Consider the following 24,956-nt stretch of genomic DNA (forward strand, 5'->3'; position numbering starts at 1 on the left):
CATGGACATCAACGCCACGGCAGGTCTGCCCGACTACGCGGAACTGCACTGCCGCTCCAACTTCTCCTTTCTCGCCGGCGCCTCACGACCGGAGGAACTCGCTGAGCGCGCCGCCCAGTTGGGCTACCACGCACTAGCCATCACCGACGAGTGCTCGCTGGCGGGCATTGTTCGCGCCCACACTGAGGCCAAGAACGCCGGCCTTCGCCTTGTCGTCGGCGCATGGTTCCGTCTGCAGAACGCCGATGGCTCTTCCGCGCTCTCATTCCTTGCGCTCGCCCGGAACCGTGAAGGCTATGGAAATCTGTGCGAACTGATCACGCTCGCGCGCATGCGCGCCGCCAAGGGTTCCTATGTGCTGACACCACGCGACTTGGCCGCGCCCGAAGCGCCGTCCGAGCATCTGAAGGGGCTGCCGGATTGCTTGATCGTGTTCACGCCGGACTATGGCGTGGCGGCCGAGAAGCTGGAGGCGCAATCGGCATGGGTGAGCGCGACCTTTGCCGGCAGGGCATGGATGGGATTGAGTCTGCTCTACAAGCCGATGGACGATATTCACCGCGGCACGGTCGAGGCTGCCGCGGCGCGCCATCACCTGCGCATCGTCGCCACCGGTAACGTCACCATGCACGTCCGCTCGCGCAAGCCGCTGCATGACGTGCTGACCGCCATCCGTGTGCATCGCCCCGTTCCCGAGTGTGGGTATGACCTGCTGCCTAACGCCGAGCAGCACCTGCGCTCCCGCTTGCGGCTCGCAAACCTTTACCCGCACCGCTACCTGACGGAGTCGGTCCACATCGCAAACCTGTGCCAGTTCACGCTGGACGAGCTCCGTTATGAGTATCCCGAGGAAGTGATCCCGGATGGCGTCACGCCGTCTGACTATCTGCGGGAAGAAGCCTATGTCGGCGCGCACCGTCGCTATCCGGCAGGCATCCCCCTTGCCGTCCAGCAGCAGCTCGAGCATGAACTCGCACTGATCCGCGACATGTCGTACGAACCCTATTTCCTGACGGTCTACGACATCGTTCGGTTTGCCCGCTCCCACGGCATCCTATGCCAGGGGCGTGGTTCCGCAGCCAATTCGGCCGTCTGCTACTGTCTCGGCATCACCGAAGTTGACCCAGCGCGCGGCAACCTGCTGTTCGAGCGGTTCATCTCAAAGGAGCGTGCCGAGCCGCCCGATATCGACGTCGACTTCGAGCACCAGCGCCGCGAGGAAGTTATCCAGTACCTGTATCGCAAGTACGGGCGCGATCGTGCCGCACTGGCCGCTGCGGTGACGACCTACCGGCCTCGCAGCGCACTGCGCGACACCGGCAAGGCGCTTGGCGTGGACCCTGCCATCGTCGACCTGGTAGCGAAGTCCCACCATTGGTTCGACAGCAAAGCGGACCTGCTCAGGCGTTTTGGCGAAAGCGGCGTGGATCCGGAAGCGGAACTGTCCCAACGCTGGGCACACATGGCCGTGTCGCTGCTTGGCTTCCCGCGCCACCTTTCCCAGCACACAGGCGGATTTGTGCTCGCGCGGGGCAAGCTTTCCAGGCTGGTGCCAATCGAGAACGCAGCGATGGCCGATCGCAGCGTGATTCAGTGGGACAAGGACGACCTGGACGCCTTGGGGCTGCTAAAGGTTGACGTCCTCGCGCTTGGCATGCTGTCTGCGATCCGGCGTGCCCTGGACTTGGTGACCCAACAACGCGGTGAAGCCTTTGAGCTCCAGGACATCCCGGCGGAAGATCCGAAGACCTATGAGATGATCTCGCGAGCCGATACGGTCGGCGTCTTCCAGATCGAATCCCGCGCCCAGATGTCGATGCTGCCCCGCTTGAAGCCGCGCACCTTCTATGACCTCGTCATCGAAGTGGCGATCGTTAGGCCCGGGCCGGTTCAGGGTGGCATGGTGCATCCCTACTTGCGCCGCCGGCAGGGCCTGGAGCCGGTCAGCTATCCGAGCCCGGAGATGGAGCAAGCCCTGTCCCGGACACTTGGTGTGCCGATCTTTCAGGAACAGGTGATGCAGGTAGCCATGCTGGCAGCTGGCTTCTCAGCTGGGGAAGCGGATCAACTGCGTCGCGCCATGGCGGCCTGGAAGCGAAAAGGTGGGTTGGAGCGATACCACGAACGCATTGTGACGGGCATGCTCGAGCGCGGCTACGATCTGGAGTTCGCGGAGAGCATCTTCTGGCAGATCCAGGGCTTTGGCGAGTACGGCTTTCCGGAAAGCCATGCCGCAAGTTTTGCCCTTCTCGTCTACGCGAGTGCCTGGCTCAAGTGCCACGAGCCTGCCGCCTTCCTCTGCGCCATGCTCAATAGCCAGCCGATGGGCTTCTACACGCCATCTCAGCTGGTACAGGACGCAAAGCGCCATGGCGTCACGGTTCTTCCAGTTGATGTGACAGTGAGTGGCTGGGACGCCAGCCTGGAGCGTCACGATGGCTCCGTGCCGGCCGTACGCCTGGGCCTTTCACAGCTGAGGAGCATGCGCCGCGACGCGGCTGAACGCATCGAAACGGCACGCGCCATCCGGCCCTTTGCCTCCGTCAAGGATCTCACCCGCAGAGCTTCGCTAGACCGGCACGATGTCAATGTACTGGCCGCAGGGAATGCGTTGATTGGCCTGACCGGTAGTCGACGCCAGGCAATGTGGCAGGCGGCAGCAGCAGTCCCTGACAAGGACCTGCTGCGGCCCGCGGATCTGGACGAGCCAATGCCCGAACTCTCACAGCCGACGGAAGGCGAGGAGATCGTCAGCGACTATCGCTCACTTGGCCTTACGCTGAACCGCCACCCGCTTGCCTTGCTCCGCCACAAGCTTGCCACGTTGCGCTTTGTGCCCGCCGAGGTGCTTGCCACCTATGCCACGCGACAGATTGCCCGTGGCTGCGGAATCGTGACCGTACGGCAGCGGCCGAGCACGGCGAACGGTGTGGTGTTCTTGTCATTGGAGGACGAAACTGGCACCGTCAGCGTCATCGTCTGGCCGTCCATCCTGGAGAGGCACCGACGCGAGGTATTGACGGCCTCGCTGCTCGGTGTCTATGGTCAGTGGCAATGCGAAGGCGAGGTGCGACACCTGATCGCACAACGCTTTGTCGACTTGTCGCCCATGCTTGGATCCCTGGACACCGCGAGCAGGAATTTCTGTTAGCGGTTTCCTCGTTGCCCTCATCAGGAACCCGAAGACTGTCGCCCACGTGAGGCCTGAAATTCGGCAATGAATTGGATTGCCTGTTCGCACTGATCAAGCGAAAGGGCATGGATGCTGGGGCTGTCGACTGGAATGTGGAGCGATGCAATCAGCCACTTCATTGCCTTGCCCCGAGCCTCAAAGGCATTGACACCGTCTCGCCGCATCTTCGCTGCGACCAGCGGCTCGAGAGCATCGTGCAGTTGGCTCTTCTTTTCACGCAATGCGGCGTCGGCCAACCGTCCAAGCGGCGTATGGTGCTTGCTTCGCGCACGCACGCCGATCCAGGCATGGCACGGAGAACAGATCCACACCGGCCCGTGGTCTTCCTGATAGGGATAGGTCTCTTCTCCCATGCGGGCAAGAACCGCCTTCCCGCCGCAGTAATCACAGAGGGGCTGAGGAGGCGCAGGGATGGGTCGGCCAACACGCATGAATACACCGAGTCGCGCAATGCAGGAAGTGAGCGATTCTATGGCAGGGGGTCGGGATCCCTGGTTCCCTATGCCGCCAAGCGGTGCTCGTAGTATGGCTGGTCCCGGTCGTCCAGGATGGCATCGAGCGCGGCCAGGTCTTCCGGGTCGGGATTCAACCAGGCGTCCACATGCTCCGGTTTGACCGGTACGATACAACGATCATGCCCTGCAGCCGATACCTCAGCGGGCGGCTCGTCCGTGATGGCAGCGAAGGAATAGAGATCCGCCTCGCCCTCTTCTCCTTTGCTGAACGACCAGAGACACGCCACCAACATGTGCTGCTGCGGCTTGGGCCTGAATTCCAGCACCACGTTCTCTTCCTGTTCGCCAGGCGCCAGCTCTCGCTGTTCCAAGCGATGGCGTGCGACATTCTCGTAGAACGCATTGACGATCATGATGCCGTGGCGATAGCCATATAGCTGGCGCCAAGCCTTCTTGAGGTTGTCCCTGCGCGCATTGTACGATCCGTTTTTTTGTCGCTCGATCGCCGGCGTCCACCCCGGCAGCCTGCATTGGTAGCGCATCGGGATTACGACACGCTGGCCATCCTGCATCACCATGACCGGGGCGTAGTGACCAGGGAAGATACGGGAATCACGATCCAGCAGATCCGTGCGCTGCAGGTCGGCAAGACTGCGTTGCGCCCGCGCGATCTTGTCCGTCGCGATGCGTTGATCGTTCTCCGCCTTCTTGGTCGGCTTGGCTACCAAGGCTCGCTCCGCCGTCGTCAGCCGCGTCTTCTGCTGGAACAGTTCGGTCTCCAACGCGGTCGCCTGCTCCTTATCACCCGCCGCAACCAGGTCGGCAACAGCGCGCTCCTTTTCGTCAATCGGAGCCAGGAACGCGGCACGCATGGCTTTCGGAAGCTTGGACCAGCCCCCGTCCCGGCGCGTCTGCCAGAACAGTTCGACAAAATGCTCAAAGCTGACACCGGCACCGAACTCCCGAACGAACTTCCTGTAGTCGGCCTGAATTTGCGCGGAATAGCACATCGCAGTCACCGTGGCGTTGTCGTCTGAAGACCCCATTTTAGTGGTGGCTGCCCCACCCCGCGCAAATAGCGCTTCCTCTTCGCTCAGCGGGTTGGTCAAGCTTGTCAGACACCGCCTTATACAGCGCTTCCAGACCGCGGCCTAGACTTCAAGCATATGGCAACCAAGGAGTCAACATGCCCAATGTTCATGTGGTGCCAAGTGGCGATCAGTGGAAAGTGGAAGTCGAGGGTGGCGCACAGGCCCCTTCTACGTTTGACAACCAAGACGCCGCGATTACGTCGGGGACGACGTTGGCCAAACGTCTGCAGGTAGAGCTAATCGTCCATGGGAAGGATGGAGCGATCCGCATGCGAAACTCCTATGGCAACGACCCGCGGGACGTCAAAGGCTAAGCGCCGTACGGAGAAGCCGCCATCTGCGAAACTGGAGCGGTATCAAAAGAAGCGCAACTTCAGCATCACGCCCGAGCCGGCGGGAGCGCCTCGACGTCGCAAGAAAGCCGAGTCGTTACGCTTCGTGATCCAGAAGCATTGGGCCCGTCGACTCCACTATGATTTCCGGCTGGAACTCGATGGCGTGCTGCTCAGCTGGGCCGTGCCCAAGGGCCCCTGCTACGATCCCAGCGAAAAGCGTATGGCGGTCCATACCGAGGACCATCCGCTTGACTATGCCAGCTTTGAGGGTGAGATTCCGGCCAAACAGTATGGCGCCGGCTCGGTCATCGTCTGGGATCGTGGCACATGGGAGCCGGTCGGTGACCCGCGCGAGGGGATGGCGGCGGGCAAGCTGCTGTTCGACCTGTACGGCGAGAAGCTGGCGGGCCGTTGGGAACTGGTCCGCATCGCCAAGCCTGGCGACAAGTCCGAGCAGTGGATTCTCTTCAAGAAGCGAGACGCCTGGGCACGAACCTTGGCGGAGTTCGACGTGTTGGCCGCATTCCCGGACAGCGTCATCGCCAAGCCGCTCGGGCCGCTGACCCAGGCGTCGCTGAGCCCGACCAAAATCGATTCCAACGTGACGATGCACGACGCGCCGCTCGCGCCCTTGCCGGCGAAGCTGGCCCCCCAGCTTGCCACTTTGTCGCCCACACTGCCTGCCGATACCGGCTGGATCATCGAAACGAAGTTCGATGGATATCGGATGCTAGCCAGGATCGAAGACGCCCACGTGACTCTCTTCACGCGCAATGGTCATGACTGGACGCTCAAGCTGAAATCCCTCGCGGCCGAGATCGAAAAGCTCGACATCTCGGAAGGATGGCTCGATGGCGAGATCGTGGTGCTTCGCGATGGCGTGCCCGATTTCAATGCGCTGCAGAATGCCATCGACTGTCATCGCAACGACGCGATTGTCTTCTTCGCCTTCGATCTCCCCTTCTGGGAAGGTCGCGATTTACGCAATTTGCCGTTGGTGCAGCGGCGGGCGAAGCTCTCGGAGCTGGTCAGTGATCAGTCGGAGCGCGTGCGCTTCAGCGAGGCCTTCGATGCGCCACCGGCACAGATCTTCCAGGCGGCGTGCAAGCTCGGCCTCGAGGGCTTGATGTTCAAGCGTGCGGACGCCACCTATGTTTCCGCGCGGTCCCAGACCTGGCTCAAGGCCAAATGCAAGCTGCGTCAGGAGTTCGTGATCGGCGGGTTCTCCGACCGCAGCGGGGCGGCCAAAGAAGTTGGCAAGCTCTATCTTGGCGTGTACGCGGAGGGAGAGCTCCGGTACGCCGGCGGGGTTGGCACCGGCTGGGACAGTGGGACGGCCGTGGACCTGAAGAAGCGCTTGACGGCGATTGAAATCGAGCAAAGCCCGTTTTCCACGGAGGCGCGCTCCAGCCGCCGCTGGGGCGGCGGCCGTGCGGCCGCGATGCGCTGGGTGAAGCCAACGCTCGTTGCTGAGGTGGAGTTCTCCGAGTGGACCCCCGAGGGGCATGTCCGCCATGCGTCGTTCAAAGGTCTGCGCGCCGATCATCCCGCCAATTCGATCCGTCAAGAGGCTGTCCAGACCGTTGTGACGCCCCACGGCACCAGCGCCATCAAGGTTAGCAACCCTGACCGTGTCATCGACAAGTCCAAAGGCATCACGAAGGTCGAGCTGGTTCGCTACTACGAAAGCGTGGCCGAGTTCATGCTTCCCCACCTCCTGGATCGGCCGTTGTCGCTGGTGCGCGCGCCCGAAGGGATAGATGCCCAGACCTTCTTTCAGAAGCATGCGGAAACGGCAATGCCTGGCCTGACCGAACACCCCTCCTCCCTCTGGCCTGGCCATGCGGCGCTGCTCACGGCGGATTCACCCGCGGCGATTGTCGCGGCTGCGCAAATGAATGTGGTCGAGTTCCACACCTGGAATTCCACTGCCGGCAAGATAGACCGTCCAGACCGGGTCATCTTTGACCTGGACCCCGGCGAAGGCGTACCTTGGGACACCATGCGCGAAGCAGCCGTCCTGGTGCGCACGCTGCTGGATGAGCTGGGCCTGCAGTCCTGGTTGAAGACCAGTGGCGGCAAAGGCCTGCACGTCGTGGTGCCATTAGCACCGAGGCGGTCTTACGATGAAGTAAAGGCGTTTTCTCGCGCAGCGGTCCAACATCTCGCTGCCACGCTGCCGCAACGCTTTACTGCCCGATCGGGAGCGGCCAATCGCAAAGGGCGGATCTTCGTCGACTACTTGCGTAATGGCTTCTCGCAAACGACTGCGGCTGCTTTCTCGGCGCGCGCAAGGCCCGGACTCGGCGTCTCCATGCCTGTTTCCTGGGACCAGCTTGCAAAATTGAAAAGCGGCGATCAGTGGACGATTCGCGATGCCCGCGAGTACCTGAGTTTCCAGGTGGTCGATCCTTGGGCGTCGTACTGGGAGACGAGGCAGGTGTTGACCGCCGCAATCAAGCGGTTAGGCTAGCCCGTCCTTTGTGACTCAATCGACGCTTAAGAGTTCGTGCTTCGTGACCAGCAAAACGACCTGGTGACTTTCAAGCTTGAAAGTGATCAATTCGTTGTGTCGATGTGGATTGGGGATGTAAATCAGGGGCAAAAATGGCGTTTAATTCAGATTTAGAACTTTCTTATCGGACCCTATGATGTCTCGGCAGTCCTGCTACCGCCCGCATTGACCGTCCCTCGGCCTGCGGGCTCTTTTTTCGGCAGAACGGAGGCAAGTTGTTGGGCAGGTCAATTTGCCTAGCACGGCGCGACGGGGCCATACTGAGAGCGGGTAATGCAATCTTTACCCGATTTCTTCATGGACGTTCCGCGGCTCTCTGCTACTGGCTCGAGAGCCGCCTTTTTATCCGCGCCGATCGCTGGACAGGAGACGTGGGCACACCCACGGACCCGCCGTAGTCGTCAACGGCTCGGACACGTGTCCTCGCTCAAGCCTGCTGGATAAGAAAACGCTCGGGCCGCTTGCCCAGCCACGCCGGCGTCCGGCCTCGACCCGACCAGGTTTTTCCGGTCTTGGGATCCATGTACTTCGGCGGAAGCGGGGTTTTCGCCGCGCCAACGGATGCTGCACTGGCAGGCCGGCCACGACGACGCCGAGGCGCCACATCTTCGGGCGAGAGGTTATATCGAATCATCAATTCGCGAATCTGTTCGATAACGCCCGTGACCTCAGTCGAACGCGCCTCCGCGATCTGCGCTTCCAAGGCTTCCTTTTGCTGCAGCAGTTGCTGATACGTTGCCATTTTCGCCTCCAATTTATCGATCACTATTAACTTATACGCATTTCAAAGAAGACCTGCAAGGATTCGCTTTCTAAGTCGGCCCCCAATGCAATTGGCAAGCTGTACTCGAACGTGAGTTTCTTTGCGTGCGTCAAGGCAAAGAAAGGGGCTGCGAGAAGTAAAGTCGGTCGCGACTGGTACCGATTTGCTTTGTGCTCAGACTCGCAGAAACGGGTACGCTCGGTACCAGACGTCGGTCGCTGCGATGCAGGATTCGCGCTAAGCCGATGGGCATCAAGCGCAGAACCATGAAGAGCTAAAGGCTTTTTTGTCTCAGGCTTCACCTCCCTTGTTTAACACATGGCGATTTGATGGCTGGAACGCACAACGGTCTTGCTCCGGACCCGATTTTATGAGTGTCCTACCTTTGCGGCTGGACCGACTGTTTGAACTTGCGGTGGATCAAGTCACAGACGCACTTTCTGTGTCAAATTCATGGCACGACAGTCGCTAGGGCGCCTGGGATCCTCGGTATTTCCCCGAAGTTGTTTTCACATTGCCTTCCCTGAATAATCGCGCCCTCAGCCAACATCACGCCGGTGCAGGGAGACGTTGCCGTCCACGAACAGAGGAGTGTCCACATGTTTTGCTTCGAGTATGGAACAAGCAATGTTTACGCAAAGCTTGGCTTCGCGGACGCCGATGAAATCCCGCTTAAGGCGGGCATTGTGAAAGACATCACTGACCGGATCCGAGGTGCCGGGCTGACTGTCTCGCAGGCTGCTTCCCTTCTTGGTACATCCCAGACGGACCTTCTGCTAGCGGTCTCCGGGAAATTCCAATCCTTTCATGCAGCCGAGCTTCGAGGCTGGCTCAAGCAGTTAAGCTCGCCGTTGCAGGGTTCTTCTCAGTAAGCCGAAGACCAGCGACTAAGCCTGACAAAGAGCGCTACTCGGCTTTTTCCCTCGGGGAATGCGGTCGCACACGGGTATTGCCTCAGACGCCGCATTAGCAAGTTGGCAGATACGAGTCGGGCGACTTAGAAGGCCTTCCAATGCTTCGCAGCGCGCGGCCCTTGCCTGACATTGCTGCTGCAAAGCAGCATAGACTTGGCTTGCCCTCGGTGGCAATGAAGTTTACGGTAACGGATCGGTGTGCGCATCTCCCGCGCGTTCCTCGCACCGAGGCGTTCGTCGCCGTTCTCATCACTCTTCGTGGAATTCGATCCACGGACCAGCTGTCGTAGGTTCCATTTTCCGACCCCGGCAAAGGAGGCCACCATGCTTAGTCCGCACGAAATCGCTGCACTACTTCTACTCGGCGATGCGCCGGATATCGATGATCTAGAACCTGACCAACTGGACGGCTTGCTGGCTCACAAACTGGTCACGATGGAACACGGGCATGATGGCGACAATGCTTATCCCCGCCTGACGAGCCAAGGACATTCGATGCTCGAGGCCGTCCGAAGCATTCGGTAAGTCTTTTCGAGCTTGGTCTATCGCCGCGTTCCAGGCAACGCCGTCCCTACGTACGCCCTCGCTTGTATTGGGTCGAAGGATGGCGAAAGCACGACGGCAGTGATTGTCCGGCACTCGTCGTTGGACAGCAACACATCGATGGTGGACATTGTCCACTCGGCACCAGCCGAACTGGCCGAGCCGGGGCGAAAGAAGCGAATGATTTCCGCCTCACTCGCCCAGCGAACGAAGCAACGTCGGTACCTTTGCGCGGCTGGTGGCCTGAACACGGGCGATGAGCGCGTAATCGACTTGGCTCACCCCGTACGTCTGAGCGATATCGCGTTGCAATCGATGCCAAAGATGGCAGGTCATTTCAGCGTCGGCCATCGCTCTGTGCGCACGCCCTGCCTTGGGCAATTGCAGCATTTCGACGAGTGTAGATAACCTGTGATTATTAGCGTGTGGGTAGATACGTCTGGAAGTGAGCATCGTACACGCGAAGTGCTGATTGGCTGCGATGTCCAGAAGCCCAAGCTCGGCTTGCCAAAACCTACGGTCAAAACCAGCATTGTGGGCTACCACCGGATGTCTGCCGACAAACCTGGCCGCTTCACGCATGACCTTCGATGCGGCAGGCGCATTTGCGATCATGTCATTGCTGATTCCGGTCAGGCTCACAACCTGCGAGGGGATACGCCTTCGCGCGTTCATCAAGCTTTGATAACGGTCGACAATCTCGCCGTCGCGCAGCAAGATGACAGCAATTTCCGTGGCTCGGTCACCGAAACTTGGCGACAATCCCGTCGTTTCAAAATCCAGAACCGCGACCGTCTGCATCCTGCTTCTAAGTTGTTTGGTGCCGACGGCGAGACTCGAACTCGCACAGCTTTCGCCACTACCCCCTCAAGATAGCGTGTCTACCAATTTCACCACGTCGGCTGGGGAGAAACAATACTGCCTGGCGCCCGGAATTACAGAGGCTTCAACACTCTCGCAGAGACATTGGCCTTCGCTTAGGCCCCATCGCTAGGAAAGCGTTTCAGGCTTTGCATTCTAACCTAAAATCCGTGCTCAGGTCCCGCCGCGGACGGGACCGACGATGGCGTGCAAGAGGAATTGCGGGCGTGACGCCCATCCCAAGCACAAATGGAGTCATCTAACGACCATACTTACGGATGAGCTCTAATTGTTCATCGATGATGGCGAGGAGCTCATTCATTGAGCCAGAGAAGCGCTGTCGTACCTGTTGAAGCGCTTTTCGCTCGCTGGCCGAACGTACGAGTTCATAGCTGTCGCCGTCTTGCGAAAGTCGGATAACCCGCAACTCCTTGCTTGGCGGAACTTTCAGCCAGTACGAATACCCGTTCCTTATCCCGTTGTCCGTGCGCTCGCGGGGAAGCAGATATGGCCGGGCGAGCATTATCTCGGTGTGAATCACATCCAAGGACATGACGCTATTCTAGAAAAGCGAGACCCATGCAGCTGCCAAGGGTTGAATGCATTCTACCGAGTCGTGCGTCGACCGCACTTTAAGCTTCTTCGGCAATCAGAAACCGGTTCGGGTTCTTACCCAACCAAGCGGGCGCACGGCCCCGACCCGACCAGGTCTTTCCAGTCTTAGGGTCGCGATACTTCGGAGGCAGCTCGGCCTTCGGCTTGCTTGCGCCGCTGGCCGCCGGGCGTCCGCGCCGGCGCTTGGTAATGTCCTCGACCGTCAGGTCATACTCTGCCATCAGAGCCTGGATCTGCTCGACGACACCTGCTACTTCCTTGGCACGCACTTCTTCCAGGTGGGCTTCGAGCGCCCGCTTCTGGGCCATCAACTCCTTGTATGTAGCCATACGTTCTTCCTTTCTGATTGAGGTTTGAGAGACGACAGTGTGAAACCATTAAAACTGGAATCACAACTGCGCTCACCTTATCACAGGATGCGTAGTCCGATCCCAAAGATCGCATGTATAACATTTTCTCCTGCGTGATTGGGGCTGGGTCAACGCAGGACAAGGATTAGCGATTGGACAGCGAGGGACGAAGGACATCGACTGACCTTAACTCGACGCCCCGGCAATGCTATGAGCCCATTCCAGTATCGGCTCGAATCGAGATGGCAGCACTCGCCGGGCCTCAGTAAAGTAACCCAGCGAAGCTCGTGGTGTGCTGGGCGCCATAGTTCCGCGCTAATTGGACGCCTATCTTGGGTAGTGAGTTAGCAGGAGCAACAGGAATGAAACTGTGCAAGATTTTCGCCGCGCTTTCTATCCGTGCGAGCTATATTTCCGTCGCGCATCCACTACCTGGGCGATATCTGCCGTCGCCGTACAGTGGGCCATGTGGCCCGCCCCCGGCGATTAAGGGAATCGTGCTTGCTCGAGTGGCTGGCCTTTTTTTTGGTTCATCGCCGATGTGCCGGGCGACTGAGGGGCGCAGAACGACTTCCCGGCCATAGCACGGCTCATCCGGCGACCGGCGGGTTTCGGGGTCTACCGGTCGTACCCTTCCATCTGCAGTAGCGCCAGGCCTGCACCCAGGCGGCCCGAGAAGGTACTTTTGTAGAAGTCCTTGAGGCGCCAGTAGGCTGGCCCTAAAGCCCAGCCAATTGCGTGCTGGGGAGGACGCAAACCGTCAACGCCGCTAAGGCGCTCGCATGGGCCGCTGCGTATTCGGGGCCCTTCTGTGTTGTTGGGCCTAGGTAGCTGGCGCGCGCCATAGCCAAGAGGAGCCTAGCGTCGGTGACACGGACTCCAGCGCCGCTTGGCGTGACCGGCCGCCAGCCCCACTGCGGCGTGGGTGTATGGAGGCGGAATTCCTTGTGGATCAGTACCGGCGATAGTAGGGCCCAGATGGAAATCGCGACATTGTCGCTGATCGGCGGAAAGAGGGCGAGCCGAATTGGGCAGCGCGGCGTCGCTCATCTAGGCGATGCGCTGCCGCATCACGAATGAATCTTGGCGCGTCGCGAGATTGGTCAAATGTGCCCCGAGATCGGCGATACCGGCAGTGTCCAACGCTTTGGCGACGTGCATGGAGCGCGATTCGTTGCGAGGCAATAGAATCGCTCGAGCATCAGTGTACGGCCGGGGCATCGAGTGCCATAGCCAAGTGGCGTTGAACGAACGCATCGCTTGCGAAAACGCATTCTGAAATTCAGAGTCATTGCTGATCACAAACATCCGATAGTCATTACATAAGGATGCAATGGCACGTGGGTCCAGCGAGTAGGTGTAGAGCTTCCCTGACAACGGAACCTGGCATCCTAGGCGGGCGGCAATGTACTTTGCGGCAGCGGTGTGGTGTGATCCTCCGGAGTTCATCAGCCACAGACGGCCGTCCCAACGGTACCGGGTGAAGTAGTCACTGCCAGGGGAATGAATAATTCTGATCTCGCGGTGCGCCAAGTTCTCGTCTAGCTTCTTGAGACTGATCTCGCTGATCATTTCGCGCGAGTTTTTCTCGACCATCTGGTCTGTAGTTGCGAAATCGCGCAGATCCGATTTTGAGGCGGAGAAGCCGTGTAGCTCACTAATATCACAGGTCCACTGGGTATCCACCTCGCAGCGCCCAAGCCGGGTGTATTCCGGTCTTACGATACTGAATCCTTCCCAGTAATATCGACCAGCGGTCTTCCAACCTCGTAGGTAGCCGTGCTCATCCCCGGATTGCTTTCCAAGCTCATGCCAGTGTGGCACGCTCTGTGCGCAGACGTTCGTTGGCGGAGTATCCAGCTCAACACGAATATGCGGATATGTTTCCAGGACCTCTAAGAGCTTGACAGGGTAGCCGAAGTCTTCGCGGAGACTGACAATGAGGGATCTAAAAAGAGGGTGCAAGATTGTGTGGGATCTGGATGATTTGGGCCTTACTTTATCTCATCTTTGCGTTGCCGAAATGTTGGGACACAGGCCTAGTCAGAGATGCGGAAGCGTTCGCGATTCCTGCCAAACCATGCCCGCGCGCGCCCGAGACCCGATCTGGTCTTCCCTGAATTCGGATCACGGTAGAGCGGTGGCAATTCCCAAACCAACGTTGCACTTCGGTTCAAGGAATTCGTGACACTGTCCGTTATATGTCATCGTCGATGTGACGGAATTGTCAGCCTAGTGAAGATTGATAGCTGGCGTCAAAACCGAGTTGACTCTCTTACCTAGTGATCAGCATACGGAGTTTTGCAATGGTGATGCATGATGGACAGCAGCCAAGCCTGCACTGGTGGGAAAAGACTGTTGAGTATGCATTCGTGCGGTGGATGCTCCCTTCATCTTCGTCGGCGATTCCTTTGGCCGGAGAGGTAGAAGCAGCAATCGGTGACCTGCTTCTGAAAGACCCGTTCGCAAGGTTTAGATTGATCGAATTCAAAGCGCACCAGGATGATATCCAAAGTGAGAAGAGAAAGTTTCCCAAGCTTCGGGGTGCTGCATTTAAGGGACTTCGTTTTCAACGTGCACTTCTAGAAGGCCATGATCCACTCGTCGGACACGACGGAGCGGCTGCCCACTGGCTTGTGTTCGGGGCAGAAATTGACAAACAATTTCACTTGAAGGCACAGAGATATTGCGAAGAGGGCGCGCAGGTTTTACGTCCTGGCAATTTGGTGCTTCACTCCGTCGATCTTGCTGTGATGGTCGACTATCTTGACCAACTCACTGCCGCAAGGAAACGGGAAGAGGCGGCGGGCGGTAGCGGTAGCTTGGTTTGCTGCGCGGTTGCCGATGGTTCGGTCGTGCCGCTATCAGTGAACGAATTTCTGCAGATTGCTTGTCCCGACCTATTGCAGGCTGAATCGCCAGACCCAGACCCAGACCCAGACCCAGACCCAGACCCAGACCCAGACGATAACGATGACGATATCTCGCCAAAACCCGGGCGGCCCTCGCCGCGATGATGGTTGGACGGAGTCATGTCTTTGCACCATCCGGGGCAACTAGATCGGAACGCCGCCGTAGGTGACGGAGGCCCCGCCCCAGAACGCCGCCCGCGCAAGACACTAAACTTCGATACGCCGGCTGAACGATTCCATCAAGCTGTTGCGTTGACCGGTTGAAGCTGCAGCCCGATCTCGGTCGGATGTGCCCTTTCCGGGCGACCGTCCCCGGAATTCGGCGATGAGCCTTTCTTTTGCCCGCTTTTTGGAAGGTCATGACTCTCTACATCGGACTCGTGGCCGCTCGTCAGCGTCCGCAGACGACCTGCCCCTATTCTGCAACCGTTCGTGCATCGTCTCGCAGCGTATCAACATCATTGTCGCAGGCGCCTCGTCTGTGCCGGCGACGGCAGTCTCCGCGGCGCTGCGCAGATATACTTGCCGGGAGACGATCGCGACAATCACGATGAAGGCGCCGACGCCGATGGCGCGGGCCGCAAACGGAAGGTATCGTCCCATCAAAGTCGCACTGGGTAGCAGAAATTTGGTGGCGAAGGCTACACGAAGTTGCCATAAGCCGATGCTACGCTGTTGCAGGGTTGACACGACCCCATTTTCCCATAAGGAGCCGGAACGCGCGTTGTGTAACATCGCACTGGGCCTGAAGAGCATGCCAAAGACAATCGCTCCTCTACCGCGCGGCTACTACTGGGCCATCCCGCACGCACTTTTTCCGCTGGACGGTCCGAATGGCCATGATGAGGTCTTTCCTGGAGCCCACTGTGTCAGCGATGGCAAATGGGTCACCTTCAATAAGAACGGGCAAGAGGTCTGGGCGTGCAATGCCATCTATGCCGCAGCCCATTTCGACTTTGCTCCCGCTGCGAGCACCTGAGCGTCGAGAGCCGACTGAGGTGCCGGCGCGCCGCCGATACTGCGACGTACTACGCGATAAGCACAACGTTATCGTGCCTTATCGCCGCATCCCAGCAATGCCAGCGCCTCACGTGCATCCGGCCCGGCGCGCTGCGTCCAATCGTGACCCGCCAGAGATGGCGGAAGCGCAAGGGCGTAGCCGACAAAGTGCGGCCGGTCAGCCTTTAGCAGTCTTGTGACTGCTCTAAAGGCTGACGGTCCTCCAGATTCACTTGCATGGTTGGAATGTTGCGGACATAACTAGCGCAGGTTGGCGGCTGTGCTGAACTGCGCCAGAGAAGTCAGAAGGTGGTCGCCGTGGGATCGGGCCCAATTCGGCCATCTGGGCGGTCCAGGGACGCGATCTGGGCCTGGTCTTCCGGCGTCAAGCGGAAGTCGAAGACGCCGATGTTCTCGCGGATCCGTTCTGGGTTCGCTGACTTCGGGATGACAATTAGCCCATTGTCCAGATGCCAGCGGATGATGACCTGGGCCGGCGTCTTGCCATAACGGGCAGCGATCCTGCTGACGGCGAGGTCGTGCAAGAGCCGGCCCTGACCCAACGGGCTCCACGATTGGGTCCGCACGCCGAGACGAGCGTTAATGGCACGAAGCGCAAGTTGCTGAAATCGCGGATGCAGCTCGATCTGATTCACCACGGGGATTTCGCCAGTCTCGCGGGTAATCCGTGCCAGATGTTCGGGACCGAAGTTCGACACGCCGATTGAGCGCGCACGGCCCTCCTCCTTAAGCCGGATCAGTGCGCGCCAGCTTTCCACATATAAGCCTCGGGAAGGTGCTGGCCAGTGGATCAGGTAGAGATCGATCGCGGGCAGTCCCAGGCGCCGCAGGCTCTCATCGAAGGCGCGCAGGGTGCGATCATAGCCTTGGTCCTCATTCCAGAGCTTCGTTGTGACGAAGACCTCTGATTCAGCACCGGCCGCGCGGACCCCCTCGCCTACACCCCGCTCGTTGCCGTAAGCCGCAGCGGTGTCGAACAGCCGATAGCCGGCCTCGATTGCCCTCCGCACAAGCCCAGTCGCCTCTTCGTCAGGTGTGCGCCAAAGGCCCAGCCCAAGCTGGGGCAGCAGTGTCCCATCGGCGAGCGGCAGGATCGGCTGTTCGTCCGTCACGGCGCGCGTAGGAAGAAGCCAGCAATGCTGGCGCGCACGTGGGCGCCAGCGTTCTGGTCGACCCTGGCCACGCGGTGCGGGCGGTCCTCGCCCAGCAGCACTAGCCGGTTGGGGCTGGGCGAAATGGCGACCGCGACGTCGGAGATCATGGCTTCGTCTGGACCGTCGTCCGAAATCCAGGCGTGGTCGCTTCCACGCGCTGGCGAGGATTCCAGCCGCGCAGGATCGGCAGGAGGATAGACGAAGAGCTCGCCGCCCCAATGCAGCCGCCAGCGTGAATGCACGAAGAACGTAAAAGAGCCGGTGTACTTGGCCGCATCTTGGTGCAGCGATAGTGCGCTTCCGACTGGGTAGAGCCAGGGGCAGAGGTAGATCCCGGCCCAATCGATGCACTCGGCGCCTGCCACTTCAGGGTGCAGCGCTGAAAGGGTCCTGACCGCGTCGATCAAGTGGTCGACGGCTGTGCCAGTTGGATAGGTAGCGCCCTTCCAGTCGAAGCGGCCGTCGGGGTCGTAGTATACGGACTCCCCGCGCTGGGGATTGCCGTCCCAGAGCCGCCACACCCGATCCCACTTTTGCCCGTGCACCCCGCGGTATTGACTCAGGGCGACATGGTCGCGCAGGGCGCCGAAGGCTTTTGGGCCTAGAACGCCGTCGGAAACTAGCAGTCCATCTTGGTGCAGGGCGATAGAGCTCATCAGACGCGATCCAGTATGCCGGGCATCGGGCTGGGGGAGAGAGATGGCGGGAACGCGTTACGGCGCCCGTCGTGGATAAGATTGGCCCGCGCCCCGTCGGCGAAAACGTAGTTCAGGAACAGCTGACCGAAGTCCCCGCCGCGAAACGGCTCGCGCCAGTGGTCGATGCTGTCGCCGAGATAGATCACCGCATCGCCGGGCCGCTGGGTGATGGCAACGTCGGGCTCGAACCAAATCGGCGGCGTCTGACCACCGCTGCAGCCTAGATGAATCGTTGCAGCGACCTGGCAAGAGGCCCTGTCGCGATGACGCGCTAGCTCGTCCCCATGGAAGTAGAGCCGGGCGTAGGCATAGGTGGGCAGAAGCTGACAGCCACTGGCCTGTTCGATTCCAGGCTTCAAGCCAAGCAGCATGGCATCCAGGGTGGAGTCGCCCCAATGGCTGTCGGCCCCCGGCGCCTGGCGGTCGCGTTTGGCCTCGCCCCGCCAGTGCCGCAGCAACAAAACATAGTAGAGCGTCCGCGCCATCCGTTCGTCGATGAGTTGCGGAACGATGACGAGCCTGCGCTGGGCGAGTTCCGGAACCATGCGTCCCTCCTAGCGCTTCGGCCCGCTGCGGCCGCGCCAGACCGCGCTGCGCCAGGCCTGGCCCATGGATTTCCCCCTCACATCATCCGCGAGGACATAGCCGTCGTCGATGCCCAAGTCCCTCGCCCTCACATAGCCGCGGCTCTCCAGGAATTGGCGGATCTGCTCGCGGATCGGGCCATTGTTGTGTTCTACGGTCAGCACCCGCAGCCGGTATTTGTCGAATGGGAAGCTCTTTAGAAGGGCAAGCTCAGAGCCTTCCGTGTCCAAGCTCCAGTAGTCGATAGTCCTAGGCGCGCCCGCGCGTTGCAGCACCGACCAAATTGTGCGGGCCGCCTTGCTTACGGTCGGCGCCAGCGCCCCGGCTGGCCAACGCTCACCCAGCACCCGCCGCGTGAACGAGAGGTGCCGTGGATCGTACTCTTGAATGATCCCACCGTAGACACCCGCCGCTTCTAGGAAATCGACGGACCCGTCCCGGTCGTAGAGGCAGCAGTCCAGACAAATGCAGGCGCGATTTGCTCTCAGCTGCTGGAAGGCCTCCGCGTTGGGCTCCACACAGACACCACTCCACCCGTATTCGCTCTCAAGAAGCCAAGTGTTGCTGCCCTTGCGCCCATTGGAAGCACCGGAATCCAGGAAGTAGCCACCAACTTGACCGCCCAACGCGTCAACCACGAAGAGGTCCTGGCCTTGATATGAGTAGCTCAGCATCCCATTCCGCACGTCTGTCATGTCAGTGCCTCCTTCGCGCAAGGGCAGCCGAACGCCAAGCGGCGCAAACGCTAACTGGTGCTTCCGGCGCAAGCTCCGGCTCGGCGTGATGCTCGTCCAGCCGACGATCGCCATATAGCATCGTCACATTGATCCGGTGGCTCAGGTAGTCCGGCCGAAAGCAGACCGCCTCGGTGCCGTGGAAAAGGTCGGAGTTGAAGATGATCGCGCGGTTCTGACGGTACGGGATGCGGATGGCCCGGGGCTGATGTCGCGTCATCAGTTCACGGATCAGGTCCGGCCGCTCGTTGTACTCGCGGAAGGTCCAGGAGATTGGCGCCTCCAGGTCGTACACAACCATGCCCCCCGAATCTGTTTCGAGGTTGGCCTCGTCCGGCGTGATCCAGAAGTTGACGTTGATTGCCGCAAAATCGGCGTGGATCGTGGATCCACCTGGCAGGACCTCCGTGTTTTTGAATGCCCAGAGCTGCCGCAAAGGATGGCGCTCGCCGATGATCAACGGGAAGGCGTCGCGAATCTCCTCGGCAATCTGCAACACCAGGGGCGCATTGAATCCGGTGAAGAAGAGCGTACTCAGCCGGCCGTGGGCATAGCGGTTGCCGGCCCAGATCGTGGAGTCCTGGCAGAAGTGAAGCAGGCTTTTTAGCGCCTCAGGGGTCAGGAAATCATCGATAACTACCACGCTTGGGCGGCGCTCCAGGTAGTGACGCTGGACCCGCCATCGATCCCACGTTGGCGAGAGCGCACGGGGGGTAACGCGCGGCGCTTCGGCGACATGGACTAGCCGTCCGAAAGCCCGCCCTACGCTCTGCTCGTCTTGGTCCGTGAGTGGAGTCCGCGCGCCCCCCGAACCGGACAGCCTGGCCAGGGCAGCCTTGTATTCCGCGATGATCTCATCCAGTGGCACATCGACGCCGCGGCGGCGCAAATGCTCGCATTGGTCGAGGTCGTGGCGCAGCTTGCCCACCGACAGGCGAGCGTCAGCGATCGGGCGTGTACGGCCATCTATCCATGCCGGGTGCCACGCGCTACCCCGCTCGATACCAGTCAGAATCGCCGCCAAGTCGCCGGCAAAGCCGAGGGCTGCCTGCTCCATGGCCGCAACGACTTCCTCTGCGAGCCACTGTCGGCCGTCAGGCTCTTCGTTCAGGATTGCCAGACAAAGCGCTGCGGCCTCCCGCGTCCTGTCGCGGCGGACCAACTCCAGCGCCAGGCGCCGCCGCGATTCGCCGGCAACGACGTCGAGTGCAGCGGCAGGCCCTGCGAGAGCGGCGGCTGCGAAGTTCATTCGGCCTCTAGACCGCTGGCAGCCAGGGCTCCCTGTCGCCTCACGGCGACGGCGTACTGGACCAGCGCGCCAAGGGAGGTCATCACGAAGGGGGCCAGTTGCACCCCCCAGGTGCCGCCGAAGCTTGTACCCGGACTGACCTCAGTCCCGCCCCCGGGGCTTACTTCCGTGCCGCCGCCCGGGCTCATTTCCGTTCCCTCAGCGACCCGGAAGTCGCCCAGGAAAAGCTGGGCACGGCGCAACGAGGCGGCGAGCGACTCAGCCCAGTTCAGGGCGCCTGGGCTCATCTCAGTGCCGCCGCCCGGGCTCTGTTCAGTCCCGCCGGGACTCATCTCCGTACCCTCTGACGCTACCTTCAGAACGGCATTGGAGAAGCGCGCCGCGACATTGATCTCCGCAGCCAGCTGCTCGGACAGCCGAGCGCCGGGGCTCATTTCCGTCGCCGTGGCGCCAGGGCTCATCTCCGTGGCGGTGACGCCCGGGCTCATCTCGGTCCCGTCCTCGGCGCGCGCCAGGAGCTGACTCAGACGCTGGGCATTGCGTATTGAGCGGGCGAGTCCTTCGGCGAGCCGCAGCGCACCGGGACTCATCTCGGTGCCGCCTGGGCTTTGCTCAGTACCGCCTCCAGGACTCATCTCCGTACCTGACGCCACTCGGAGGATCTCTGCGTCGAAGCGGGCCGCACTGGTCAGTTCGGCCGCCAAGCGTGCGTATTTCGGGGCGCGTGATCAGCGATTTCGGGGGAACGTGATCACCTGTTTCGGGCGGAAGCTGATCGCTGGTTTCGGCGGAACGTGATCACTTCGGCGACGCCGCCGAAATCGGTGATCACGTTCTCGAAACGAGTGATCACGTTGCCGAAATGGGTGATCAAGCAGCCGAAATGGGTGATCACGCACCGTAATGGGGCCGAGCAAGGGTTAGGGGTGGAACTGCGCATGGACTAGAACGCCGGCGATACGCTGCTTCCTTTTTTCAAGGAAGCAAGCTGATGCCGGCCAACCGGATGACCATGCGCAAAATCAAGGAAGTGCTTCGCCTGAAGTGGGCGTGTGGCCTTTCGCACCGGCAGATCGCTAGGGCGACTGGTGTGAGTGTTGGCGCCGTTTCGCAGTACGCGGCAATGGCGAAGGCAGCGGGGCTGGATTGGCCGCAGGCGGACAGCCTGAACGAAGATACGCTGGAGCAGCGGCTGTTCGGCGCGCAGAAGCCGGCCAACAGCCCGGGCGGGCGGGTGACGCCGGACTTCCCCTATCTGCATCCGTCGGTTTGCACAAACTTGTTCCCGGTTTTTGCAGAATTTTGTTCCTGGCCCCATGGGCCAGACCAAAGAGCGTCGCGGGAAGGAGGCCTGACCCGTGACGGCCGCCCTTCCAGCCTCACCGGCGTGCCGCCGGCTTGGCACCGTGAGCGCGCGGGGCACGCACGGGGCCCCTGACGGCGCGCGTCCGCGGCTTCGCCAGCCGCAGCGGGCCAGGCAGCGACTGACCGATCCGTTGGGAAAAGGAACAAAATTACGCAAAACGTCGCCTGGAGGAACAATATTCTGCAAAGTTTCTTTGCATAAAATTGTTCCCGGTGCCTCGGAAACGGCCAGCTGGCGGGCGACCAGCAGGAACAAAATTGTGCAAACCAACGGCACATCTTTGCGGATCGCCTTGCCAATGACTTCGTTGGAGGGAAGCAGAGCATTGATGTACCCGATCAACCCCTCGAAACCTGCCGCATAGCCACGTGCTCCAACTTGTTCCTTCAACGTGCTGATCCGGTTTCCGCCTTCGTAGGCAATCACACGGACCGCTTTGCGCCGCAGCGGCCCAAAATCGTCGAGCCGTTTCGCGAAGAGAATCGCGCCCAAGTTGGTGATGTCCCATGCACCACTGCCGTTGCGCCGGATCAAGCTTTCGGCGGCCAGGCGCTCTAGGATCTGAGCCCGATTCTCGGGTAGCGGAATGCCGGCTAGGTCGAAGTACGCCGGATAGTCGAGAAGCGTTACCACCTCTTCTTCCCGTACATCCTTACGGGCGACCATCGCTTCGAAGGGCGTCTCATCGAAGATGCGCCAGAGCTCCCGCTCTTTTTCGGGGAACTCTTTGAGCTTCTTCTTCAGAGATCCGATTCTGATGAACTCGTTGTGCATGAACTGGACCGGATGCCTATAGGCTCGGCCAACTTCGAGCACAACGACGCGCAGACCATCCAGTTCGACAGTACTGAACGAGAAGTTGATCTTCGGACTGAGCAGCCGTAGCAGCCAGTTTTCCAGTTCCTCATTGCCAATCTTCGCTGCGGATGGATCGAACGTCGTGCCGACGACCTCATGGGTTGCGTCGTCGATGCCCCATACCAGATATCCGTGCGCCCGATCGCAGAGCGCCGCGGAGTTAGACAACGCTGAGATGTACTCGCCGATCTGCTCTTGATCTACGCGGTTGCGTTTGAATTCCAACCATTCGGTTTCGGCTGGCAACTTACAGAGTTCGCGAACCAGGCTCGCAAGCGTTTCGAGAGAGGAGGAGGAACTCATACCAGGGTAAGTGGGAACTTTGGCGTGGGAGTGCCTTATTTTACTTGACGATACTCAAAGGCCGAGCTGCAAACGACTGCCGAACTCAGCGACTAAGCACGAGTCCGTCGCCGAGCTTGGCCGCCAGAATCATCAAGTTCTGGCAGAACTTCCGCTTTTCCTCTGGCACCCCTGGCTGGTTGGCAATCCAACCCTTGAATGCGTAGAAGGACTCAGGGGAGATCGCGGTCAGGCGCTCCATGACGCCCGTATTGGTAAAGACGATTGTGCTGACCCGACCGCCACGCAGTAGCTTGGCTATCCCATAGGACATGGCCGCCCCGCTGTCATCCGCAATCGTGGTCGACAGCGTCGCTTCCGACGTGCTCGCTTTCACTGCGCCGACGATGTCGACCACAAATCCGACTTCGTTTCGCCCGCGCACGCAGGCACCCATCCTGGGGGCGAGTATGAAGGTCGGATCCACGGCCTGGAGGGCGCGCAGGATGACTGACTCTGCGATGGGCTTCGCCGTGACGAACTGCACGCGCTTGTTGTAGAGCCCGAGTCTGACGGCATCCTCGATGCTGCAGCCTGCGGCGGACGCATAGGCAAGGATCGCATAGTTCCCGATGACCGAGATCGTCTCCGCGAAGCCCGCGCCGCGAAACGCCTCCAACAACTGAACCAGCATCTGTGGGGCATTCCCCGGCGCGGATACGGAAGCCAACCGCTTGGCCGCGACGCTGCCTGGGCGGGTTTCCCGCGACGCCGCAGCGCGGCAGGCGGCCTCCCATTCTGCAAAGCGCTGACGTGCCACGCCCTGCTGCTCCAACTCCAGGCTTTCCAGATGGCGAACTTCGAAGCCGCCGCATTGGAACTTGCTAGGTCCATATGCGGAGGTCGCTGGCTCTGGGGCCTTCTTCGCACGCGCAAAGTCGTGAGCCGCTTCGCGGGTCCGTTCAGGTGAGCGATCGGGCTCCGCAGGACGCTCTTGTGTTGCCGCCTGCTTTGCAGGCGCGGCCGGCCGCGGCTTGATTGCTGGTTCGCGTCCGGCAAACCGGCGTAGGTGGTCGAGTTGCTCTTCCGCGAACGGCCCCTTCGGCAAGGTCAAGAGCACTTTCGCGATGGCGTCTCCCACCTGGCCAGTCTTGGCGTCACGTAGGCCTTTGCCTGCAAAACGCAAAGACTTGCCGTTGCCCGTATTCGGCGGGACCTCTACCTCGAAGGTTCGCCCCACGATCTCGATGGTGGTCTTCCCTCCGAGCCACGCCGTGATGCAATCGATCTTGACCTCGCAGTGGACGTCGAGACCCTTCAGGTACGTAGACCCGGACTTCGCCACCCGGATTTCGCAGAGTAGGTCCCCGGCCGCGCCACCGAACTCCCCTGGCATGCCGCCACCGACTGCACGAAGCACGCGACCGGCCGGGGTATTCGCCGGCACTTGGATATTGAAGCGCTTGGTCTGTTTGAATGCACCCTTCCCTTTGCACGCTCTGCAGCGCCAATCGACCCCCGACCCCTTGCATTTGCTACAAGTACGCCGCCGCCAACCATCCGCTGAAGGATGCCACCCGTCGCCGTCGCATTTCTCACACGCTTCGGGAGCGTACGCTTCACCGGAGCCCCGGCAAGACGGGCACGTGTCTTCAACTTTGACCTCGACAGTTGTCTTGCCACCACGGAGCGCCGTGTCAGCGTCGATTGTCGCCTTGCAGCGGATGTCCTCGCCTCTTACAGGCGCCGGCTTGGATTGGCGGCGCCGATGGCGGCTCTGGTGAAATTGCTGGCGAAAGAAGTCTTCGAAGTTAGAGTCGTCTTCGTCCGCCCCGGACCACCAGGGGTGCCCGCTGCGAGTCGAGCCATTGCTCTGGTTAGGGTCGTACTGCGCGCGCTTCTGGGCGTCGCCAAGGATGCGGTTAGCCTCCTCAATTTCCTTGAATTTCTCCTCGGCTTGCTTCTTTTCCCGTTCAGACTTGCCATGCTGTCGGTCGGGATGAAATTTCATTGCGAGCCGCCTGTAGGCCACTCGGATCTCCGCCTCTGTCGCACCAGGCGAAACGCCGAGAGTGTTGTAATAGTTAATCATCTCGGCTATTCAGATTCACCTCACCTATGGTCTGAGGCCGGGACTGCGCATCGGCAATCAGACGGCGGAAATAGCAAAAAGATACTACTACCGATCCATCAGGGCGGACGCACAAGTAATTATGTAGCGATTACGACACATAACGGTTCGCGGTTCAACTCCGCGGGTGTGCATGAATAGTTCACCTCTTGCGTCCCGCTTTCAACGCCCTACCCTCGCGTTCAACGTCCGCAGCGCTTGCGAATTCTCCGGCGAGCCAGTGCATCCGACTCAAGGCGCAGCGCCGATCACTCAAACAGCCTCGAAGCGCGGCGGCCCTGCAAGGTCGAGGCGGCTCCATCCCTCGTTCAATTGTCTGCTCGCTGCATGAC

The 24,956-nt window shown here is 60.5% G+C and carries 22 protein-coding genes, 1 tRNA gene and 2 pseudogenes; 8 read left to right on the forward strand and 17 right to left on the reverse strand.

Annotation, left to right across the window (positions count from 1 at the left end; genetic code table 11):
* Position 1: 1 nt before the first annotated feature.
* Positions 2–3,151, forward strand: coding sequence for an error-prone DNA polymerase (locus E0W60_RS36075; RefSeq protein WP_135707624.1), 3,150 nt, complete (start codon positions 2–4; stop codon positions 3,149–3,151).
* 20 nt (positions 3,152–3,171) lie between these two features.
* On the opposite strand, the gene E0W60_RS36080 is transcribed toward E0W60_RS36075, so the two are convergent.
* Both E0W60_RS36080 and E0W60_RS36085 read right to left on the reverse strand, forming a co-directional pair.
* Positions 3,172–3,624: a zinc-finger-containing protein gene (locus tag E0W60_RS36080; protein ID WP_135707625.1), complete on the reverse strand. Its 453-nt coding sequence runs from the start codon at positions 3,622–3,624 to the stop codon at positions 3,172–3,174.
* 68 nt (positions 3,625–3,692) lie between these two features.
* On the reverse strand, positions 3,693–4,658 hold the full coding sequence (locus E0W60_RS36085) for an SOS response-associated peptidase family protein (RefSeq protein WP_135707766.1): 966 nt from the start codon (positions 4,656–4,658) through the stop codon (positions 3,693–3,695).
* 176 nt (positions 4,659–4,834) lie between these two features.
* Between E0W60_RS36085 and E0W60_RS36090 the strand changes: the two genes are divergently transcribed.
* Positions 4,835–5,053 carry a DUF2188 domain-containing protein gene (locus tag E0W60_RS36090; RefSeq protein ID WP_135707626.1) on the forward strand — a complete coding sequence of 73 codons (219 nt, stop codon included), beginning with the start codon at positions 4,835–4,837 and terminating at the stop codon, positions 5,051–5,053.
* A complete protein-coding gene (gene ligD / locus E0W60_RS36095) occupies positions 5,022–7,547 on the forward strand; it encodes a DNA ligase D (RefSeq protein ID WP_135707628.1) in 2,526 nt (841 codons plus the stop codon). The genes E0W60_RS36090 and ligD overlap by 32 nt, the downstream gene beginning before the upstream one ends.
* A 469-nt stretch (positions 7,548–8,016) precedes the next feature.
* Here ligD and E0W60_RS36100 read toward each other — a convergent pair whose 3' ends face one another.
* Positions 8,017–8,331 carry an H-NS family nucleoid-associated regulatory protein gene (locus tag E0W60_RS36100; protein ID WP_135707629.1) on the reverse strand — a complete coding sequence of 105 codons (315 nt, stop codon included), beginning with the start codon at positions 8,329–8,331 and terminating at the stop codon, positions 8,017–8,019.
* Between the two features lie 620 nt (positions 8,332–8,951).
* Here E0W60_RS36100 and E0W60_RS36105 point away from each other — a divergent pair.
* Positions 8,952–9,224 (forward strand): XRE family transcriptional regulator, encoded by a 273-nt coding sequence (locus tag E0W60_RS36105; RefSeq protein WP_135707631.1) that lies wholly within the window; start codon positions 8,952–8,954, stop codon positions 9,222–9,224.
* 366 nt (positions 9,225–9,590) lie between these two features.
* Positions 9,591–9,791, forward strand: coding sequence for a hypothetical protein (locus E0W60_RS36110; protein ID WP_135707633.1), 201 nt, complete (start codon positions 9,591–9,593; stop codon positions 9,789–9,791).
* A 210-nt stretch (positions 9,792–10,001) separates the two neighbouring features.
* Here E0W60_RS36110 and E0W60_RS36115 read toward each other — a convergent pair whose 3' ends face one another.
* The 5 genes from E0W60_RS36115 to E0W60_RS36135 all read right to left on the reverse strand — a co-directional run bounded on the left by E0W60_RS36115 (position 10,002) and on the right by E0W60_RS36135 (position 13,321).
* Positions 10,002–10,610, reverse strand: coding sequence for a 3'-5' exonuclease (locus E0W60_RS36115; RefSeq protein WP_135707635.1), 609 nt, complete (start codon positions 10,608–10,610; stop codon positions 10,002–10,004).
* A 17-nt stretch (positions 10,611–10,627) separates the two neighbouring features.
* Positions 10,628–10,712: transfer RNA gene (locus tag E0W60_RS36120), tRNA-Leu, on the reverse strand.
* A 217-nt stretch (positions 10,713–10,929) separates the two neighbouring features.
* Positions 10,930–11,223, reverse strand: coding sequence for a hypothetical protein (locus E0W60_RS36125; RefSeq protein ID WP_135707637.1), 294 nt, complete (start codon positions 11,221–11,223; stop codon positions 10,930–10,932).
* A gap of 79 nt (positions 11,224–11,302) precedes the next feature.
* A complete protein-coding gene (locus E0W60_RS36130; RefSeq protein ID WP_135707639.1) occupies positions 11,303–11,614 on the reverse strand; it encodes an H-NS family nucleoid-associated regulatory protein in 312 nt (103 codons plus the stop codon).
* A gap of 1,071 nt (positions 11,615–12,685) precedes the next feature.
* Positions 12,686–13,321 (reverse strand): DUF6685 family protein, encoded by a 636-nt coding sequence (locus E0W60_RS36135; RefSeq protein WP_205751694.1) that lies wholly within the window; start codon positions 13,319–13,321, stop codon positions 12,686–12,688.
* Between the two features lie 620 nt (positions 13,322–13,941).
* Here E0W60_RS36135 and E0W60_RS36140 point away from each other — a divergent pair.
* Complete coding sequence (locus E0W60_RS36140; protein WP_135707641.1) at positions 13,942–14,652, forward strand: hypothetical protein; 711 nt, start codon at positions 13,942–13,944, stop codon at positions 14,650–14,652.
* A 220-nt stretch (positions 14,653–14,872) separates the two neighbouring features.
* Positions 14,873–15,526, forward strand: a complete 654-nt coding sequence (locus E0W60_RS37955) for a hypothetical protein (protein WP_240746145.1) — start codon at positions 14,873–14,875, stop codon at positions 15,524–15,526.
* Between the two features lie 322 nt (positions 15,527–15,848).
* Here E0W60_RS37955 and E0W60_RS36155 read toward each other — a convergent pair whose 3' ends face one another.
* Genes E0W60_RS36155 through E0W60_RS36185 form a run of 7 tightly spaced genes read right to left on the reverse strand, consistent with a single transcriptional unit; the run spans position 15,849 to position 20,882 of the window.
* Positions 15,849–16,679, reverse strand: a complete 831-nt coding sequence (locus E0W60_RS36155) for an aldo/keto reductase (protein WP_135707645.1) — start codon at positions 16,677–16,679, stop codon at positions 15,849–15,851.
* On the reverse strand, positions 16,676–17,377 hold the full coding sequence (locus E0W60_RS36160) for a 2OG-Fe(II) oxygenase (protein ID WP_135707647.1): 702 nt from the start codon (positions 17,375–17,377) through the stop codon (positions 16,676–16,678). Before E0W60_RS36160 ends, E0W60_RS36155 begins: the two co-directional genes overlap by 4 nt.
* The gene (locus E0W60_RS36165) at positions 17,377–17,964 is read right to left on the reverse strand and encodes a hypothetical protein (protein WP_135707649.1); all 588 of its coding nucleotides are present in this window, start codon (positions 17,962–17,964) and stop codon (positions 17,377–17,379) included. The genes E0W60_RS36160 and E0W60_RS36165 overlap by 1 nt, the downstream gene beginning before the upstream one ends.
* A gap of 9 nt (positions 17,965–17,973) precedes the next feature.
* Entirely contained in the window at positions 17,974–18,699 is a 726-nt protein-coding gene (locus E0W60_RS36170; protein WP_135707651.1) for an FkbM family methyltransferase, read from the reverse strand.
* A gap of 1 nt (position 18,700) precedes the next feature.
* Positions 18,701–19,987, reverse strand: a complete 1,287-nt coding sequence (locus tag E0W60_RS36175) for a hypothetical protein (protein ID WP_135707653.1) — start codon at positions 19,985–19,987, stop codon at positions 18,701–18,703.
* Positions 19,984–20,691, reverse strand: a complete 708-nt coding sequence (locus E0W60_RS36180; protein ID WP_240746146.1) for a hypothetical protein — start codon at positions 20,689–20,691, stop codon at positions 19,984–19,986. Before E0W60_RS36180 ends, E0W60_RS36175 begins: the two co-directional genes overlap by 4 nt.
* A gap of 47 nt (positions 20,692–20,738) precedes the next feature.
* Positions 20,739–20,882 (reverse strand): hypothetical protein, encoded by a 144-nt coding sequence (locus E0W60_RS36185; RefSeq protein WP_167884691.1) that lies wholly within the window; start codon positions 20,880–20,882, stop codon positions 20,739–20,741.
* 96 nt (positions 20,883–20,978) lie between these two features.
* On the opposite strand from E0W60_RS36185, the pseudogene E0W60_RS36190 reads away from it, so the two are divergent.
* Positions 20,979–21,248 (forward strand): annotated as a pseudogene (locus tag E0W60_RS36190) (sigma factor-like helix-turn-helix DNA-binding protein); the annotation flags it as partial.
* 372 nt (positions 21,249–21,620) lie between these two features.
* Here the strand turns inward: E0W60_RS36190 and E0W60_RS36195 are convergent.
* Positions 21,621–22,514, reverse strand: a pseudogene (locus E0W60_RS36195) (ATP-binding protein); the annotation flags it as partial.
* An 85-nt stretch (positions 22,515–22,599) separates the two neighbouring features.
* Positions 22,600–24,585 (reverse strand): GSU2403 family nucleotidyltransferase fold protein, encoded by a 1,986-nt coding sequence (locus tag E0W60_RS36200; RefSeq protein WP_135707657.1) that lies wholly within the window; start codon positions 24,583–24,585, stop codon positions 22,600–22,602.
* Between the last annotated feature and the right edge of the window lie 371 nt (positions 24,586–24,956).

Source organism: Cupriavidus oxalaticus, from assembly GCF_004768545.1.
In the GTDB taxonomy this organism is placed as follows: Bacteria; Pseudomonadota; Gammaproteobacteria; order Burkholderiales; family Burkholderiaceae; genus Cupriavidus; species Cupriavidus oxalaticus_A.

Coding starts and splice junctions, on each gene's coding strand:
- E0W60_RS36090 (WP_135707626.1), top strand. CDS start 4,835: ATGCCCAATGTTCATGTGGTGCCAAGTGGCGATCAGTGGAAAGTGGAA.
- E0W60_RS36165 (WP_135707649.1), bottom strand. CDS start 17,964: ATGGTTCCGGAACTCGCCCAGCGCAGGCTCGTCATCGTTCCGCAACTC.
- E0W60_RS36080 (WP_135707625.1), bottom strand. CDS start 3,624: ATGCGTGTTGGCCGACCCATCCCTGCGCCTCCTCAGCCCCTCTGTGAT.
- E0W60_RS36170 (WP_135707651.1), bottom strand. CDS start 18,699: ATGACAGACGTGCGGAATGGGATGCTGAGCTACTCATATCAAGGCCAG.
- E0W60_RS36115 (WP_135707635.1), bottom strand. CDS start 10,610: ATGCAGACGGTCGCGGTTCTGGATTTTGAAACGACGGGATTGTCGCCA.
- E0W60_RS36140 (WP_135707641.1), top strand. CDS start 13,942: ATGGTGATGCATGATGGACAGCAGCCAAGCCTGCACTGGTGGGAAAAG.
- E0W60_RS36085 (WP_135707766.1), bottom strand. CDS start 4,658: ATGTGCTATTCCGCGCAAATTCAGGCCGACTACAGGAAGTTCGTTCGG.
- E0W60_RS36075 (WP_135707624.1), top strand. CDS start 2: ATGGACATCAACGCCACGGCAGGTCTGCCCGACTACGCGGAACTGCAC.
- E0W60_RS36175 (WP_135707653.1), bottom strand. CDS start 19,987: ATGAACTTCGCAGCCGCCGCTCTCGCAGGGCCTGCCGCTGCACTCGAC.
- E0W60_RS36130 (WP_135707639.1), bottom strand. CDS start 11,614: ATGGCTACATACAAGGAGTTGATGGCCCAGAAGCGGGCGCTCGAAGCC.
- E0W60_RS36125 (WP_135707637.1), bottom strand. CDS start 11,223: ATGTCCTTGGATGTGATTCACACCGAGATAATGCTCGCCCGGCCATAT.
- E0W60_RS36160 (WP_135707647.1), bottom strand. CDS start 17,377: ATGAGCTCTATCGCCCTGCACCAAGATGGACTGCTAGTTTCCGACGGC.
- E0W60_RS36105 (WP_135707631.1), top strand. CDS start 8,952: ATGTTTTGCTTCGAGTATGGAACAAGCAATGTTTACGCAAAGCTTGGC.
- E0W60_RS37955 (WP_240746145.1), top strand. CDS start 14,873: ATGAGCCTTTCTTTTGCCCGCTTTTTGGAAGGTCATGACTCTCTACAT.
- ligD (WP_135707628.1), top strand. CDS start 5,022: ATGGCAACGACCCGCGGGACGTCAAAGGCTAAGCGCCGTACGGAGAAG.
- E0W60_RS36100 (WP_135707629.1), bottom strand. CDS start 8,331: ATGGCAACGTATCAGCAACTGCTGCAGCAAAAGGAAGCCTTGGAAGCG.
- E0W60_RS36200 (WP_135707657.1), bottom strand. CDS start 24,585: ATGATTAACTATTACAACACTCTCGGCGTTTCGCCTGGTGCGACAGAG.
- E0W60_RS36110 (WP_135707633.1), top strand. CDS start 9,591: ATGCTTAGTCCGCACGAAATCGCTGCACTACTTCTACTCGGCGATGCG.